This window comes from Nostoc punctiforme PCC 73102 (assembly GCF_000020025.1).
Lineage (GTDB): Bacteria > Cyanobacteriota > Cyanobacteriia > Cyanobacteriales > Nostocaceae > Nostoc > Nostoc punctiforme.
This window is the reverse complement of the sequence record NC_010628.1, coordinates 6,768,045-6,782,038: the sequence shown is the minus strand read 5'-3', so window position 1 is coordinate 6,782,038 and position 13,994 is coordinate 6,768,045. Positions and strand designations below refer to the sequence as shown.

Sequence of the window (13,994 nt, the reverse complement as noted above, 5' to 3'; positions counted from 1 at the left end):
TAACTCATGATAAAAACTATCGAAGGTATTTATCAGGATGGACAAATTCACCTTACCCAGCTACCGCAAGATATTAGCGATCGCTCCCAAGTTCTCGTCACCTTTCTAGATCCTGGCAAAATTGTCCCCACGAAATTATGCCAACCGATCGATCAGTTAGAGACAATTGCTGGGATTGGACAAGGTTTCGAGGAACTCAACGCTGGTAACACTCGCCCCATTGAAAATTTCGTCCAAGAAATGCAGCAAAAGTATGGCATTTCAGGTTGAGATTATTTTTCCTAAATTTAGATAGCTTGAGAATTTTGGGAATACTGATCAAAGAACTCAATTGTCTAAATCGCAGAAAGCTTGGAGAAACTGATGAATCAATCATGGTATCCAGCACACACATTCAATGGTGACTCTAGTTGGTTCGGTGGTGTGCGCTCCCTATCCATAAATCCAAGCCGCCAAATTATTGGTTGTGGCAGCGATGACAATACAATTAGATTATGGGATCTCAATAATGGTCAACTTTTGAGCTATCCATTTGAACATACAAAATCTGTTCGCTCTATTAGCTTTACTCCCAAAGGAAATGGTTTGATTAGCGGTGGCGATGATGCCACCATTAGAGTTTGGGATTTAAGAACATCTCAGGAATTATTAACTTTTAATGCTCATTCTCAACCAGTAACGGCAGTTGCTGTGGTTCCAATTTATGATTTTGTTGTAAGTGGAAGTGATGACTATCCCTGTTGTGTCACTTTAGGCAGAGGAAAAATAGAAATCAGGGTCAGTCAGGGATATAAAAGTAGGATAGGTAAGGTAATAAACAACAGATTGGAGTTTAGCAAATCCCAAAGATAAATGAGGAATAGGAAAAACTGAAAGCCAAGGCTGAATTAAATTAAATAGGGTAAAAGGTTGAAGGATGAGACGGAGATTATTGAGAATATTCTTCCAACCTTTACCATTATCCCACCTCTGATGTGAAGCAAATGTTGATTGAGAATCTAGGGGATAAGGGCGCAGAGATTCTGAATGAAGACTAACCATTAAGTAGGCGCTACAAATAATCTCCCACCACCGTTCAATATCTTCATAGCAAGTAAAACGATAATCTGCCCAACCTAACTGATTCTTACTTTGTTTTAAACCATACTCAACCCATGTCCTAAAGCCATAGAAATTCCCAACTTCTCTTGGTGTAATGTCTGGGTATTTACTCATTACATACCAGGTAGAGTTTCCAGGTAAGTTAAGAGTGTCTGTAGTAATTTGCCAATACCTATGATTGCTACGTTTGCCATGTATTATTTCTCTAATAAACCGATTCTCACTACTTAAGTCAGAGAATACTCTTTTAAACTTATGCCAGTTTAAATATTGAGTATACTGACCTTTAAGCAATGCTACAGAATGGTTTGAGCGAATTGCTACTAGATAATTTAAATCTAATTCATCTAATACGGGTATAAAATTTGTGCTACTCTCACCATATAAGCTATCTGCTAGTACCAAGTTGAATTTGAATCCCATTAACTGTAGCTTGCGTATTAGCATTGCCCCGATTTGAGGCTTAGTAAGATATTTGTCTCCTGGCTTTAATTTTTCTCGTGGCTTGTATACTTCAAACAGCAGTGGAAATGTCATTCCACAGAACATACCGTAAGCTGTGACTGCCACAACGCCATTCTCTACTTTTCCTAAATTGCCTATGTACTGACGTTTCACATAATCTGTGGTATTACCTTTCTTTTTATCTCCTGTTTCATCAATAATTAAAATGATTGGTCTTCCTTTTAGTACCTCTAAAATTAGTTGTAATCGCAAAGCTCTTAACTGTTCTACTGACCATGATGGTGTAGTTAAGAAATGATGTAGTCCTTGATAGTTATCTAGCCCGACAATTTTCGCTATTTCAGGTAGACTTTTCCGTTTTAAATCGGAAATACATCCTATATGTAGATATTTGAAAGCTTCAAAATTCCTAACATCTGAAAACAGGTTTTTATACCATAAGCAATATTCATCCACAAACTTGACGGTTTTTATGGGTGAACGAGGCTCTACCATGCTTTATGTCTTGGTTCTAGGCTTTGTACATTATTATACTACCGCGATAGTGACACAAGAGGGCTATACAGTTAAAATTTTTAGTTTGAAAGAAAGGAAGGAGATTCAAACCCTTCGAGGACATTCAAATTACGTGCAGTCTGTTTCTGTGAGTCCTGATGGCTCATTGATTGCGAGTGGTGGTTGCGATCGGAAAGTTAAGATTTGGAGAACCAACATACACGATGAGGTTTTCTCATTTTCAACCCATTCAAAAGATGTACGTGTAGTTGTATTTAGCCCTGATGGAAAAATTCTTGCAAGCAGTGATGATGATGGGGACATCATTCTGTGGGATATGCAAACTGGATTATCTAAATGCACTATTCAGGGGCATTCAAGTAGTGTGCGTAGTCTAGGTTTCAGTACTAATGGTCAGCTTCTCGTAAGCGGTGGTGATGATGGCTACGTCAAGATTTGGAATCTGACGACAGGTACTCTAGATTCCTCTTTTTGTGCTCACTCAGCAGGAGTTAGCTCAGTCGCTTTTTGTTTTAATAATCAGGTACTTGTAAGTAGTAGCTGGGATAAGACAGTCAAAGTTTGGGTTCTCGAAACCGCAATTCCTAAACCTTCAAAAATCGGTTTTTTTAAAGGACTTTTTGGGAAAAAGCAGTCTGAACCTGAGCTTATTCCATCTTTGCCAAATTTTATTCTTCAACAAGTTCAAGGAAATAGTGAAAAGCTAAACGAGTCTATGTTTAGTTCCGTTGGTGCTAACTTTGAAACTGAGGCTTATAGCTTTTGTTGGGAAACATCTCAGCCTCCAGTCAAGAATCCTCAGTTAGGTTTGGAGGATTGGGAGCGATTATTGAGAGACTGGAAACGCCAAGAAGAAGAGCGCAAGAAAGAGCAACGTGCAAAAGAGAGACTTCGCCTGCGAGAGCAACGTTTGAGATTAGAGAAACAGAAAGAAGAACGTCTCAACAGAGAGCAGCAACTACAAGCAGAGAAACTAAGACAAGAACAGCGGCAGCAAGAGGAAAAACCCAAACAAGTAAATCAAAACCGAACTACTAATAATTATCGGGATAACAGTACATCCAACCAGCAACGGACTACGACTAACTTCTGGGGCAGTAATTCATCAAGTAACTCAAGTGGAAAAGTTTATGTTCAAGGTTATCGTCGTAAGGATGGAACCCATGTTGAAGGATATTGGCGCAACAAATAGCTCTGTTATCGACTAACCAACGTGATCTACGCAGGCTGACAATATAAAGCCGTTGAACTCGTCAGATATAGATGAACATATTGGTAATCTGTACGTACTTACTGGGGACAGTCTTTACTCGCGCACCTTAACAACCCCAACAGAGTGCAAGCAGAGATAATTTATAGTATGACTTTCGTAACGATTAACAGCTATGACTGAGCTACTTGAACAAGCGATCGCTAAACTAAAAAATTTACCTGCCAATGAACAAGATGCGATCGCGGCGATGATTTTGGCAGAACTAGAAGATGAACGCCGTTGGGATGAAGCTTTCGCCCGTTCTCCAGATATGCTTGCCAAACTTGCAGCCGAGGCAATGGCTGAATACCGTGCAGGTAAAACCCAAGAGTTAGATCCAGATAAATTGTGAAGTCACGTATAACCGCTCAGTTTCGTCAAGGGTTTGCTGATTGATCTACCTGAGCAAGTTCAAGAGCAAACGCGTGAGGCATACCGCCTCTTCAAACAAGATCCGAGCTATCCAAGTTTGCGCTTCAAAAAAGTACATCCAGAACTACCGATTTATTCAGCACGGATTAGCAAAAATTATCGAGCGGTTGGACAGTTAGATGGAGATACTGTTATTTGGTTTTGGCTTGGTTCACACGCAGAGTATAACAAGTTGCTCTCTCAGATGTAGCGACACAGTGCGATCGCATACCCCATTTTGATTCAAAGATGAGCGCTTACTGTGCGGGAACGGTAGCGAAATCTGAAGCAGAATTAACCTAGATTGGAGTTAATTGGTGCGATCGCCCTTTTTTTTAATACAACAAGCGATCGCTTTTTTATATCTCAAAATTTTGATACTATATATAGTATCATCTCTCAATGAGCAAATTAAGAAAATTAGTAGATCAGTTCCTAAAACAACCTCCAGAAGTGCGGTCTCAGGAAGTTTACTATCTATTGGAAGCTTTTGGCTTTGAAGAGAAAAAGTCTAAAGGTAGCCATCATAGCTTCCGAGACTCTCAAGGTAAAACCATCACTGTACCCAAAACAGGAGGACAAAAAGTTAAAGGAGTCTATGTACAGCAAATAGTTGAACTTTTAAATTTAGAAGAGTGGATTGATGAAGACACTGAACCAGAAGAACCAGCAGATTGAGAAGCCGTCCTTAGAATATTATTTAAATCTTCAGTACTCCATAATACTTTACCCCGACCCAGAGGGGGGATATGTAGCTCAAATTAAAGATTTACCTGGATGTCTTACTCAAGGTGAAACCCTTGAAGAGACAGTGGCAAATCTCAATGAAGCGCGAGAATTATGGATTGAAACAGCTTATGAAGCTGGCGATGATATTCCTTTACCAAGTAGTAATGATAGCTATAGCGGTAAACTGCTACTACGGATGCCGAAATCTTTACATCGACGTTTAGCTGAGACTTCTGAACGAGAAGGCGTTAGCCTTAACCAATATATTGTGTCTTTGCTGAGTGCAGTGACCTAATTAACAGCAAAGCAATCTTAGTAAACTTCCATATTCTTTATAAATATTCAAAAAACACTTCAGGTACTAATCGTAATTCACCAGATTTGAAGCGAGAGATATCCATCCATAACGCTTTATGTTTATGATGTTGTGATTCTGAAAAAATTAGACTTTCCAGTTGATAAAATTTTGAATCAACAAAGTCACATTGATAAAGTTGAACAATTTCATGACCTTGCTTACCATTAAATGTAAACAAGCTTTCTATACAACCTAGATATTTAATATTCGTTAATTCCGCCTGAATTTCCTCTTGAAACTCCCGTTTTAAGGCGGCGTGGCTAGTTTCGCCAAAATCAACACCACCGCCTAAAGCACGATAAAATGTTTCTTGCTTTACGGGATCATAGCCTTCAGAAACAAATATGCGTTCGCCATCCCGAATTAGCCCCAATGCTATTACCCGAATTTCGCCTGCTTTACCCATTTTTGTAACTAATTATCGTAAATAGACTGAGGACGACTTTCACTATCCTCAATAGGCCAATCTGGATTTTCGCCACCGATGTACAATTGTTCAATGGTCACATATTCCTGACTTAGCTGTGTGAGGGCATTGATTAAAATATCCAGAGCGATCGCATCACTGGTTCCTAGATCAAACCAACAACGCCCCCATTGACCCTCATATTCAAACTCACCGATGTTGTGCATCAGTGCTAGCAAGCTTTTATCATACCCTTGCTCATCATAATTCATGTAGCTGATATCGAGTCCAGTGTCCTGCACCTGAAGATTCTCTGCGTTAAATGCGCCCAATTTACCCAGATAAAACCAGGAATTGAAAACTTCTTCTACATACTGTTTTTCACGTGCAGAAGGATTTGTACTGAATTTCAGCCAAATCCACATATCAAAAGGATTAATCTCGCGGAACTGAATCTCCATTTTGGTCTAATATCTCAATTACTGTTCTGCAAATAAGCATATCAAAGTGGAGCATAGGGAATTGGGAAAAAACTTAATCTCCAATGCCCAATCACCCAGGATTCTTAAGGCTAACAGCATTCTTGCGTTCACTCTCAATTTGTTTGACTAAATCGCTTGGGAGTTGGGATTTTTTAGTTAATGCTTTGTCAAAATTAGCGATCGCTTCCTGAATCATCTGCTGGCTTTTTTCTTTTTGCCCCAATTCTTTCAATATTTGGGCTTTAAGATAATAAATTTCTGGATTATCGGATGTGGTTTTGAGCGCCCGGTTGACATACTCTAGTGCTTGTGGATACCGTTTTAAATCACGGTAAGCAAGAGCAATACCCCGATCGACGAGATACCCAGGAGCAGCATTTTTTTCTAAGCGTCCAATTGACTGATCGGGACTAGCAAAAGGCAAATTAACCGCCAACAATAAATCCATATAACCCTTGATTAAATTCAGTTCTGGATCGTTGGCAGAAATTGCTTCGGCTTTATCTAAATATTCATAAACTTGCCGCAGCCGACTAAAAGCCTGCGGTACACCGTTGACTGTACCCTCACGGGTGAGAATTACTGCTCCCTCTAAAAAATGACCAACAGCAGTGTATAAATTACCACGCAACGGATCGTTAGGAATCAGTTTTTGCCCGGTTTCTAGAGTTTTCTGACTGTAGGTGTCTAGTTTAGCCCAATCCTTATTTCCGTATGCCAAAGATGCCTTCATCGCATAAGCTAGAGGTTCATTTGGTTCTTTAGATATTGCTTGTTCCAAATAACGCTCTGCTGCTGGATAGTTACCCTGCTGGAAAATCGCTTTAAAAGCTGCTTCTGTTTGGTCGCCAATTTGATGAGGTTCGCTATTGCGAAACGGATCGCCAGCCAGGGAGGGATTTACCCACAAATTAAGTGCGATTGCAGCACCAAAAGCAGTCTGAGCAAGGATAGTGAGTCTGGTAGGCACTAATAATTGAGGCGAAGAAAACCTTTTAGTCATTTTAACCCTCAGAATAATTGCGGTTGAAATAGTTGTATGTGTTACTTAAAATGCAAAAATAATTAATTTTTACACTGAGCGACTTGCCTTGACTTGTGCCGAGCCTGTCCTGAGCGCAGCCTCTCGTAGAGAAGGGAGGAGCCGAGGTAGCGCAGTCATAAAGCCTGCGGCATAGCTACGCTTAGGGCGCAGCCTCTCGTAGAGAAAGGAGTCGGAGTGTTAACTTGCCTCTGCCTCAACCAAAATTTTTTTATATAAAGGTTGACTTTGGTAATTTTTCCATGTTTCCAGGCTCGTCATAGTTATTGTTCCAGGGTGAGTCTGCCACAATGGAGAAAAATTGGATGATTCTTGCTGCTAGATTAAGCTGTTAATCCAGGTAATGCATGATAAATTTTTCCAGAATTTTCCAGGTACTCTCAGTGTAGCTAATCAGTAATTTGCTGACTTTTTGGTAATCTTAACAAATGCTCTATCTCCGAAATGTAAATTATCACCCCACAGCGTGTCCAACAGCGATTCTTAAATCGATCAACTTGGAATTAGCACCCCAGCAGCTAGGTCTGATTATTGGCCCCAGTGGTTCGGGAAAAAGTACTTTACTAGAAATTTTGTCAGGACTAGCCGAACCTACTACTGGCGCACTCTTCTGGCGGGAACAAGAACTTATAGCCGAACAGCTACAACAATTAGCTGGGTTGGTATTTCAGTTTCCAGAACGGCACTTTTGCGGTGGTTCAATTTTAGAAGAATTGCGCTTAGGACATCCTGAGTTAGGGTCAGAACGAGTTAGACAGGCCCTAACTGAGGTGGGATTAGAGCATTTATCGCTTTCTGCTGCTCCCCATGCTTTGAGTGGCGGTCAACAGAGGCGTTTAGCTTTAGCAGTGCAATTGATTCGCCAGCCAAATTTACTGTTATTGGATGAACCCACTGCTGGGTTAGATTGGTCAATGCGTCGGCAACTGGTAAATTTATTAGCCAAGCTGAAACAAGATTGGACGCTATTGGTAGTAACACACGATGCTGGGGATTTGTTAGCGATCGCAGATCGTTGCTGGACACTCAACCACGGCGAACTACAATCAGTAGACCCAAAGACATTAGAAGCCAAAGTCAAAGAACCTCTACCATCGGTATGAAAGGGGACTGGGGACTGGAGAAAAAAGAATACCCAATGCCCTATCCCAAATGACAAATGACAAATGACAAATGACAAATGACAAACTTATTGCCTGAGATGGCAGAAATCTGGCAGCAAACTCTGAATTGGCAACCAACTGTCCAACAGCAAGAACAATTCCAAAGGCTTTATGAGTTAATCCTAGAAGGTAATCGTCAACTAAATTTAACTCGCATTACTGACCCCCAAGAGTTTTGGGAAAAACATCTCTGGGATTCTCTACGAGGAATTCTACCCCTATTATCAGGAAATTTACCCCCGGCTTCTCCCACTATCATCGATATTGGTACAGGTGCAGGTTTTCCAGGTGTTCCAGTGGCAATGACAGTACCTAATTGCACAATTACTCTTCTCGATTCCACTCAGAAAAAAATTACTTTTCTCGACAATATATTAACTGAACTTGCCCTTACTAATACCAAAACTATTGTTGGTAGAGCTGAGAAAATCGGTCAGCATCCTCAGCATCGAATGGCTTATGATATTGCACTGATCCGTGCTGTAGGGGCAGTTTCTGTTTGTGCAGAATATACTCTACCACTGCTCAAACAGGGAGGTTTAGCCATAATTTATCGTGGTAATTGGACAAAGGATGAAACAACAGCTTTGCAGAATGCTGTGAAGCTGTTGGGTGGCGTTATTGAATCAATCGAACAATTTACAACACCCTTGAGTCACAGCATCCGGCACTGTGTGTATTTGCGTAAGGTAGCCACCACACCAGTTCAGTTTCCCCGTCCTATTGGTGTACCTACTCAAAAGCCTCTTTGAGAGGAAAGATGGGAATAGTGGGGAAAAATAATTTCTTTTTCCTCGTATCTGTCATTGAAATAGTAGCAATTAAGACACTGGAATCTTAATAATAAATTCTGTGCCCTCACCCAGAATGGAGTTGCAGATTAACTTACCATTGTGCGTTTCTTCGACAATTTGACGAGCGATCGCTAATCCCAATCCTGTTCCCTTGCCAACCTCTTTAGTGGTAAACAAGTGGTCAAAGATACGTAATTTAATATCCTCTGGCATTCCCGACCCGTTATCTTTGATCCGAATTACTACCGTATTTTGGTCGCTAGATACTTCAGTGCGAATTATAATTTGCTGAGAATTAGCTTCTAATTCAGCAAATGTTCGCCCAACGCTTTCTGTATCTAATACATCAATTGCATTGGCAAGGATGTTCATAAATACTTGATTTAACTGTCCTAAAAAGCACTTAACAGGTGGTAATTTCCCATAATCTGTAATCACCTCAATCGTCGGGCGTTTCTGGGACGCTTTGAGGCGATACTTCAAAATTAATAGTGTACTTTCAATCCCTTCATGCAGGTTGCAAGCAACTTTTTCACATGTATCGGCTCTGGAAAAGGTGCGAAGACTAGTGCTAATGTCCGTAATACGTTCTGTCGCTACCCTCATCGAATCTAGTAGCTTTGGTAAGTCCTCGCACAAAAACTCTAAGTCAATTTTCTCGGCAAGGTTGGTGACATCAGGTGCAAGCAGAGGATGATGTTGCTGCACGCATTGCACATAGTTGAATAAATCTTGGATATATTCTTCGGTGTTATTCATACTGCCTTTGAGAAATCCAAGAGGGTTGTTAATTTCGTGTGCTACTCCTGCAACTAAGTTACCCAAGGTTGCCATTTTTTCACTTTGCACTAATTGCAATTGTGCATTTTTAAAATTATCTAGCGCTTGCGAAAGCTCTGTGGTGCGTTCTTGTACCCGTTGCTCCAAGATATCCTTTTGTTGCGCTAATTCTAAATTTGCTCGTCGCAGTTTCAGGTGAATCCCAATGCGTGCAAGTACTTCTTCTTGTTGAAATGGCTTTGTAATATAATCAACAGCTCCTAACCCTAAACCTTTGACTTTATCGGTTGTATCATTAAGAGCAGTCATAAAAATAATCGGAATCTCACAGGTAGTCTGTTGAGATTTTAATTGACGGCAGGTTTCAAAGCCATCAATTCCTGGCATCATTACATCTAGTAAAATTAAATCTGGGGGATAGCTTTTTACCGTCTCGATGCCATGCCAACCATCCATTTCTACTAGAACTTTATAACCTGCTTGGTCAAGTGCATCATATAGCACTTCGATATTAGTTGGATGATCGTCAATAATCAGAATTGTTTGACCTTTTCCATCATTTGCCATCAGTTTTCAATCTCCTACCTAAATCTTTGTTGATTCTTGAGATTGGTTTATCGACTCTTGAAGAAAATGACGAACTGTCTGAATATTGAAGCCTTTAACCAATTCCCTGAGTTCTCTAATAAAGGGTTGATACTGCTCATCTAATTGAGCTAATCGATCCAATTCTTCTCGGATACCTCTAAAGTACCCAGTTTCGACATGTTCTAATAAACCTTTTAAATCAGAACTACTTGGAATTACAATGGTTTTGGTGCTCGCGGCTGTATCGATTGGATATTTTATATTAGTGTCTTTATATATCCAATCTAGTTGTAATTGCTTGGCTAATACAGCATAAAGTTCATCTGCTTGCACGGGTTTTGCCAAGAAATCGTTACCACCAGCATCCAAACTCTTTTGGCGGTCATTCTCAAAGACGCTGGCAGAAGAGACAATCACAATGGCATCACGTAAAGTTTCGGATTGACGCAATTGTTTGAGCATTTCCCAGCCATCCATTACGGGCATGGCTAAATCACAAATGATCGTATCGGGGCGATCGCGTGTAATTTTTTCTAAACCCTCTTGTCCGTTGCTGGCTTCGATAACCTCAAAACCAAGAGGTTCCAAAAGATTGACAATCACTGACCGATTTTCCCAACGGTCATCGACAATCAGGATTTTTTTGCGATTCTCTTTCACAGAGGTTTTGCCAACACCAGCGTATCCGATAATTCTGCCAGATGATGTTAGGGAATTTGCTTGTACCCAATCAGTTGCGATCGCACAGTCAATATTAAAGAAAAACTTACTACCAACCCCTAATTGGCTTTCAACCTGGATTTTACTAGCCATCAACTCAACAAATCGCTGGCTGATAGCAAGTCCTAATCCCGTTCCTTCACTTTGGCGTTTGCTATCCCCGACTTGCTCAAAGGGGAGGAAGATTTTCTCTAATTGCTGGGGACTCATGCCGATGCCTGTATCCTGAATATAGAAGCGAAGATTAGTTATATCTCCTAAAAGCACTTCCACCCTAAATGTGACACTGCCTTTGTCGGTAAACTTAATGGCATTTCCCAGCAAGTTAATCAGAACTTGTCGCAGACGCTTCTCATCAGCGACAATACCCATTGCTGAATTCTCCGGCGGCTGATAAATAAATTCAATACTCTTTTGTTCGGCTTTAATGCGGCAGATTTCCACAACACTTTGTAGAAACGCAGGTAGATAAAATGGAACCAGCTGTAATTCTAGTTTGCCAGCTTCGATTTTAGATAAGTCGAGAATATCGTTAATTAAAGTCAGTAAATGCGAACCACATTGATAGATAATATCGATGCCACGCTGTTGTTTTTCGTCAGATGCAGTCCGGGCAAGAATTTGGGCATAGCCTAAAATTCCGTTGAGCGGTGTCCGCAGTTCGTGGCTCATGTTTGCAAGAAAATCGCTCTTGGCATGATTGGCAGCATCGGCAGTAAGTTTCGCTTCCTTTAACTCGTGGGTGCGTTCTTCTACCCGACTTTCTAATTCTTCGTTAGTTTTGGCTAATTGTTGATTGGTTTGCTCAATAGTGGTGAAAGAGTCCCGTAACTGCTGCGCCATGCGATTGAAGGACTGCGCCAATCTACCCAATTCATTTACTGACGGTATTTCTACCTGTTGGTTTAACTCACCTGCTGCAATGGATTCTGATGCTTGACTCAAGTGCAAAATCGGACGAGCAATCCAGCGAGAGGTGTAGACGCCTAAAATAGTTGCTAATGTTAATGCACCCAAACACAACAAAATTGTCGTGTGCGTGTTGGCATTAATTTGTCCCATAAAGTCAGATTCTGGAACCGCCACAACTACCAGTAAATCTAAACCCCATTCATCCCGCCAAGGTGTCACTTGGACAAACTGACGCTCATGATTGAGTATGAAGTCTAGTTGCTGATTTTCTTTGATGTTACTAAAGTTACCCAAATGTTCAATTAAATGGGTTGTTGCGGCTCTAATTAGCAAATCAGAACTGTCTGAGGCTTGTAAGCGCTTGGGTTTACCATTAATGAGTTTGTAGGGTTGCTCAGTGCTGGAACTCGCTACAATTAACCCGTTTCTTTCTAAAATAAAAGTTTTGGCAGATGGACTGGCTTTTAGAGAGCGTAAAAAATTACTGATCTGGGAAAGACGCTGATCGATCCCAATCACGCCAATCAGGTTTTTGTCTCGATCGTAGACCGGACGATTGGCAGAAACAGACAAAGTTTCAGGAGAAGTTTCCCATTGATAAATTTTGCTCCAAATCGGTTTGCCTGCTTTGACTGTATCAGCGTACCAAGACTCTTTGGCAAAATTATAGTTCTTGTTGACGATCGCTAAACTGACGCGATTACCTTGAGCATCAGCATTGTAGAGATGTTCATCGCGATCGCCGTTGCGTCGTTGCGAAACTTCGCTAACCGTGATGCGACCATCATCAAAAAACTTTCCAGAAGAAGCAAATTCACTAATTTTGGAGCCAAAGCTGATGTAGCCGACGTTGTAAAGCTGCATCTGTTTCCAGAAAAAGTGCCCTAGCTGCTCTAAATCTTGGGTATCTAATAATTTTAAATCAATAGCATCTCCGTTAATTTCAGCTAGCTGACGAGCTGTATTCAGGTAACTATCTAAATGCTGGTCAATGCGATCGCTTACTTCACGTTGCAATCGACTGGCTAAATCATTCACTGCTTGTTGTCCGTTGCGAAGAGATAAATAGCCTGTCAGTCCTACTGCGGCGAAGATTTGCAAAACGAAAGGAAGCACAAGCACTAAGCGTAGCGGTAGATTCCCCTTGTTAGGAGAATTCTTGTTATTTGATGGCATCACCTCAGATTGGCTCCCCTTACATCCTGACGATTATCATTAGTTATTTATAAGATTCCCAAATTAACCTTGATAATTAAAGCGATCCTCAGTTAGGTGCAATACGCCTGCTTATTGGGGAGTTAGAAGTTCGGAGAATCAGGAGAAGTTTAATTTCGAATCGTTATATCTGCTTTTGGGTAACAAGACTCACATCACAAAAATGGCAACAGAAACATATTCTGTTGCCATTTTATAAGTGCCTATAACTCTAAATTGTTGTCTCGCCTCAGGCAAATTTATTTGCTGCTGCAAACCGCTTGTTAATCTCATCCCAATTAACCACGTTCCACCAAGCATCTAAATAATCGGCGCGACGATTCTGGTAATTTAGATAGTATGCATGTTCCCATACGTCATTACCTAAAATGGGATATTTACCTGTACTTAAGGGACTATCTTGGTTAGCTGTAGTTGTCACTTCTAACTTGCCACCTTTATTACGCACTAGCCAAACCCAACCACTACCAAAACGACTAGCACCAGCTTCATTAAACTGTTTTTTGAAAGCTGCAAAACTGCCAAAACTTTGATTAATTGCGGAAGCTATATTTCCTGTTGGTTCTCCCCCACCTTTTGGCTTCATAATTTCCCAGAACATTGAGTGGTTCACATGGCCACCACCATTATTGCGTACTGTTCTGCGAATATCTTGTGGTACACTGTCAAGTTTCTGCAACAGTTCTTCAATAGTTTTGCCTTTAAGTTCTGGGTGTTTATCTAACGCTGCATTCAAGTTTTTAACATAAGTTGCGTGGTGTTTATCATGGTGAAACTGCATCGTTTTAGCATCGATGTGTGGTTCAAGTGCTTCGTAAGCGTAAGCTAAAGGCGGTAGTTGGATAGCACCTGGTTTATCTGATGTTTTATTTAGTCTTGTATTTGGTGTTGTTTCAGGAGTTGCAGTATTTCCATTTGGAGATTTCTCTGCCGATGCACAAGCATCTAATGCAAAAGCACCCGCACCTGCTGTAAGTAAAAACAAGAAATTGCGTCGATTAATAGCCATATAACTTTTTGCAGCTAATCAATTAAGTCTCTATTGCAGTTTTTATTTTCT

Annotated in this window: 16 protein-coding genes; 9 read left to right on the top strand and 7 right to left on the bottom strand. The window is 40.7% G+C overall.

Annotated elements, in window-relative coordinates:
* Positions 1-6: 6 nt before the first annotated feature.
* Both NPUN_RS27790 and NPUN_RS39495 read left to right on the top strand, forming a co-directional pair.
* Complete coding sequence (locus NPUN_RS27790) at positions 7-270, top strand: hypothetical protein (protein ID WP_012411742.1); 264 nt, start codon at positions 7-9, stop codon at positions 268-270.
* A gap of 93 nt (positions 271-363) precedes the next feature.
* The gene (locus tag NPUN_RS39495; RefSeq protein ID WP_083782443.1) at positions 364-852 is read left to right on the top strand and encodes a WD40 repeat domain-containing protein; all 489 of its coding nucleotides are present in this window, start codon (positions 364-366) and stop codon (positions 850-852) included.
* On the opposite strand, the gene NPUN_RS27785 is transcribed toward NPUN_RS39495, so the two are convergent.
* Positions 751-2,061, bottom strand: coding sequence for an IS701-like element ISNpu5 family transposase (locus NPUN_RS27785; RefSeq protein WP_012409221.1), 1,311 nt, complete (start codon positions 2,059-2,061; stop codon positions 751-753). The genes NPUN_RS39495 and NPUN_RS27785 overlap by 102 nt on opposite strands.
* Here NPUN_RS27785 and NPUN_RS37920 point away from each other — a divergent pair.
* The 5 genes from NPUN_RS37920 (at position 2,039) to NPUN_RS27760 (ending at position 4,769) form a co-directional block, all read left to right on the top strand.
* On the top strand, positions 2,039-3,274 hold the full coding sequence (locus NPUN_RS37920; protein WP_083782442.1) for a WD40 domain-containing protein: 1,236 nt from the start codon (positions 2,039-2,041) through the stop codon (positions 3,272-3,274). The genes NPUN_RS27785 and NPUN_RS37920 overlap by 23 nt on opposite strands.
* A 193-nt stretch (positions 3,275-3,467) precedes the next feature.
* The gene (locus NPUN_RS27775; RefSeq protein WP_012411741.1) at positions 3,468-3,686 is read left to right on the top strand and encodes a hypothetical protein; all 219 of its coding nucleotides are present in this window, start codon (positions 3,468-3,470) and stop codon (positions 3,684-3,686) included.
* 33 nt (positions 3,687-3,719) lie between these two features.
* A complete protein-coding gene (locus tag NPUN_RS27770; protein ID WP_234710991.1) occupies positions 3,720-3,956 on the top strand; it encodes a ParE family toxin-like protein in 237 nt (78 codons plus the stop codon).
* Positions 3,957-4,147: 191 nt separating this feature from the next.
* Positions 4,148-4,423 carry a type II toxin-antitoxin system HicA family toxin gene (locus NPUN_RS27765; protein ID WP_012411740.1) on the top strand — a complete coding sequence of 92 codons (276 nt, stop codon included), beginning with the start codon at positions 4,148-4,150 and terminating at the stop codon, positions 4,421-4,423.
* Positions 4,389-4,769, top strand: coding sequence for a type II toxin-antitoxin system HicB family antitoxin (locus NPUN_RS27760; protein ID WP_012411739.1), 381 nt, complete (start codon positions 4,389-4,391; stop codon positions 4,767-4,769). Before NPUN_RS27765 ends, NPUN_RS27760 begins: the two co-directional genes overlap by 35 nt.
* Positions 4,770-4,806: 37 nt before the next feature.
* Here NPUN_RS27760 and NPUN_RS27755 read toward each other — a convergent pair whose 3' ends face one another.
* From NPUN_RS27755 to NPUN_RS27745, 3 genes are all read right to left on the bottom strand, one after another.
* Positions 4,807-5,238 (bottom strand): NUDIX hydrolase, encoded by a 432-nt coding sequence (locus NPUN_RS27755; protein WP_012411738.1) that lies wholly within the window; start codon positions 5,236-5,238, stop codon positions 4,807-4,809.
* A gap of 8 nt (positions 5,239-5,246) precedes the next feature.
* Positions 5,247-5,699 (bottom strand): DUF3531 family protein, encoded by a 453-nt coding sequence (locus tag NPUN_RS27750; protein ID WP_012411737.1) that lies wholly within the window; start codon positions 5,697-5,699, stop codon positions 5,247-5,249.
* A 91-nt stretch (positions 5,700-5,790) separates the two neighbouring features.
* Entirely contained in the window at positions 5,791-6,723 is a 933-nt protein-coding gene (locus NPUN_RS27745) for a Sll0314/Alr1548 family TPR repeat-containing protein (protein WP_012411736.1), read from the bottom strand.
* A 467-nt stretch (positions 6,724-7,190) separates the two neighbouring features.
* Here NPUN_RS27745 and NPUN_RS27740 point away from each other — a divergent pair, with 467 nt between their 5' ends.
* Both NPUN_RS27740 and rsmG read left to right on the top strand, forming a co-directional pair.
* Positions 7,191-7,865 carry an ABC transporter ATP-binding protein gene (locus NPUN_RS27740; RefSeq protein WP_012411735.1) on the top strand — a complete coding sequence of 225 codons (675 nt, stop codon included), beginning with the start codon at positions 7,191-7,193 and terminating at the stop codon, positions 7,863-7,865.
* A 77-nt stretch (positions 7,866-7,942) separates the two neighbouring features.
* Entirely contained in the window at positions 7,943-8,677 is a 735-nt protein-coding gene (rsmG, locus tag NPUN_RS27735; protein ID WP_012411734.1) for a 16S rRNA (guanine(527)-N(7))-methyltransferase RsmG, read from the top strand.
* Between the two features lie 69 nt (positions 8,678-8,746).
* Here the strand turns inward: rsmG and NPUN_RS27730 are convergent, their stop codons facing one another.
* From NPUN_RS27730 to NPUN_RS27720, 3 genes are all read right to left on the bottom strand, one after another.
* Positions 8,747-10,066: a hybrid sensor histidine kinase/response regulator gene (locus tag NPUN_RS27730; protein ID WP_012411733.1), complete on the bottom strand. Its 1,320-nt coding sequence runs from the start codon at positions 10,064-10,066 to the stop codon at positions 8,747-8,749.
* A gap of 18 nt (positions 10,067-10,084) precedes the next feature.
* Positions 10,085-12,895 (bottom strand): hybrid sensor histidine kinase/response regulator, encoded by a 2,811-nt coding sequence (locus NPUN_RS27725; RefSeq protein WP_041565677.1) that lies wholly within the window; start codon positions 12,893-12,895, stop codon positions 10,085-10,087.
* A gap of 268 nt (positions 12,896-13,163) precedes the next feature.
* On the bottom strand, positions 13,164-13,943 hold the full coding sequence (locus tag NPUN_RS27720) for a superoxide dismutase (RefSeq protein WP_012411731.1): 780 nt from the start codon (positions 13,941-13,943) through the stop codon (positions 13,164-13,166).
* Between the last annotated feature and the right edge of the window lie 51 nt (positions 13,944-13,994).

Bases quoted from the DNA above. Each gene is read 5' to 3' on its own strand.
- NPUN_RS27785 (WP_012409221.1), bottom strand. From the start codon at position 2,061: ATGGTAGAGCCTCGTTCACCCATAAAAACCGTCAAGTTTGTGGATGAA.
- NPUN_RS27725 (WP_041565677.1), bottom strand. From the start codon at position 12,895: ATGCCATCAAATAACAAGAATTCTCCTAACAAGGGGAATCTACCGCTA.
- NPUN_RS27790 (WP_012411742.1), top strand. From the start codon at position 7: ATGATAAAAACTATCGAAGGTATTTATCAGGATGGACAAATTCACCTT.
- NPUN_RS27755 (WP_012411738.1), bottom strand. From the start codon at position 5,238: ATGGGTAAAGCAGGCGAAATTCGGGTAATAGCATTGGGGCTAATTCGG.
- NPUN_RS27750 (WP_012411737.1), bottom strand. From the start codon at position 5,699: ATGGAGATTCAGTTCCGCGAGATTAATCCTTTTGATATGTGGATTTGG.
- NPUN_RS27740 (WP_012411735.1), top strand. From the start codon at position 7,191: ATGCTCTATCTCCGAAATGTAAATTATCACCCCACAGCGTGTCCAACA.
- NPUN_RS27730 (WP_012411733.1), bottom strand. From the start codon at position 10,066: ATGGCAAATGATGGAAAAGGTCAAACAATTCTGATTATTGACGATCAT.
- NPUN_RS39495 (WP_083782443.1), top strand. From the start codon at position 364: ATGAATCAATCATGGTATCCAGCACACACATTCAATGGTGACTCTAGT.
- rsmG (WP_012411734.1), top strand. From the start codon at position 7,943: ATGACAAACTTATTGCCTGAGATGGCAGAAATCTGGCAGCAAACTCTG.
- NPUN_RS27765 (WP_012411740.1), top strand. From the start codon at position 4,148: ATGAGCAAATTAAGAAAATTAGTAGATCAGTTCCTAAAACAACCTCCA.
- NPUN_RS27720 (WP_012411731.1), bottom strand. From the start codon at position 13,943: ATGGCTATTAATCGACGCAATTTCTTGTTTTTACTTACAGCAGGTGCG.
- NPUN_RS27760 (WP_012411739.1), top strand. From the start codon at position 4,389: ATGAAGACACTGAACCAGAAGAACCAGCAGATTGAGAAGCCGTCCTTA.
- NPUN_RS27745 (WP_012411736.1), bottom strand. From the start codon at position 6,723: ATGACTAAAAGGTTTTCTTCGCCTCAATTATTAGTGCCTACCAGACTC.
- NPUN_RS27775 (WP_012411741.1), top strand. From the start codon at position 3,468: ATGACTGAGCTACTTGAACAAGCGATCGCTAAACTAAAAAATTTACCT.
- NPUN_RS37920 (WP_083782442.1), top strand. From the start codon at position 2,039: ATGGGTGAACGAGGCTCTACCATGCTTTATGTCTTGGTTCTAGGCTTT.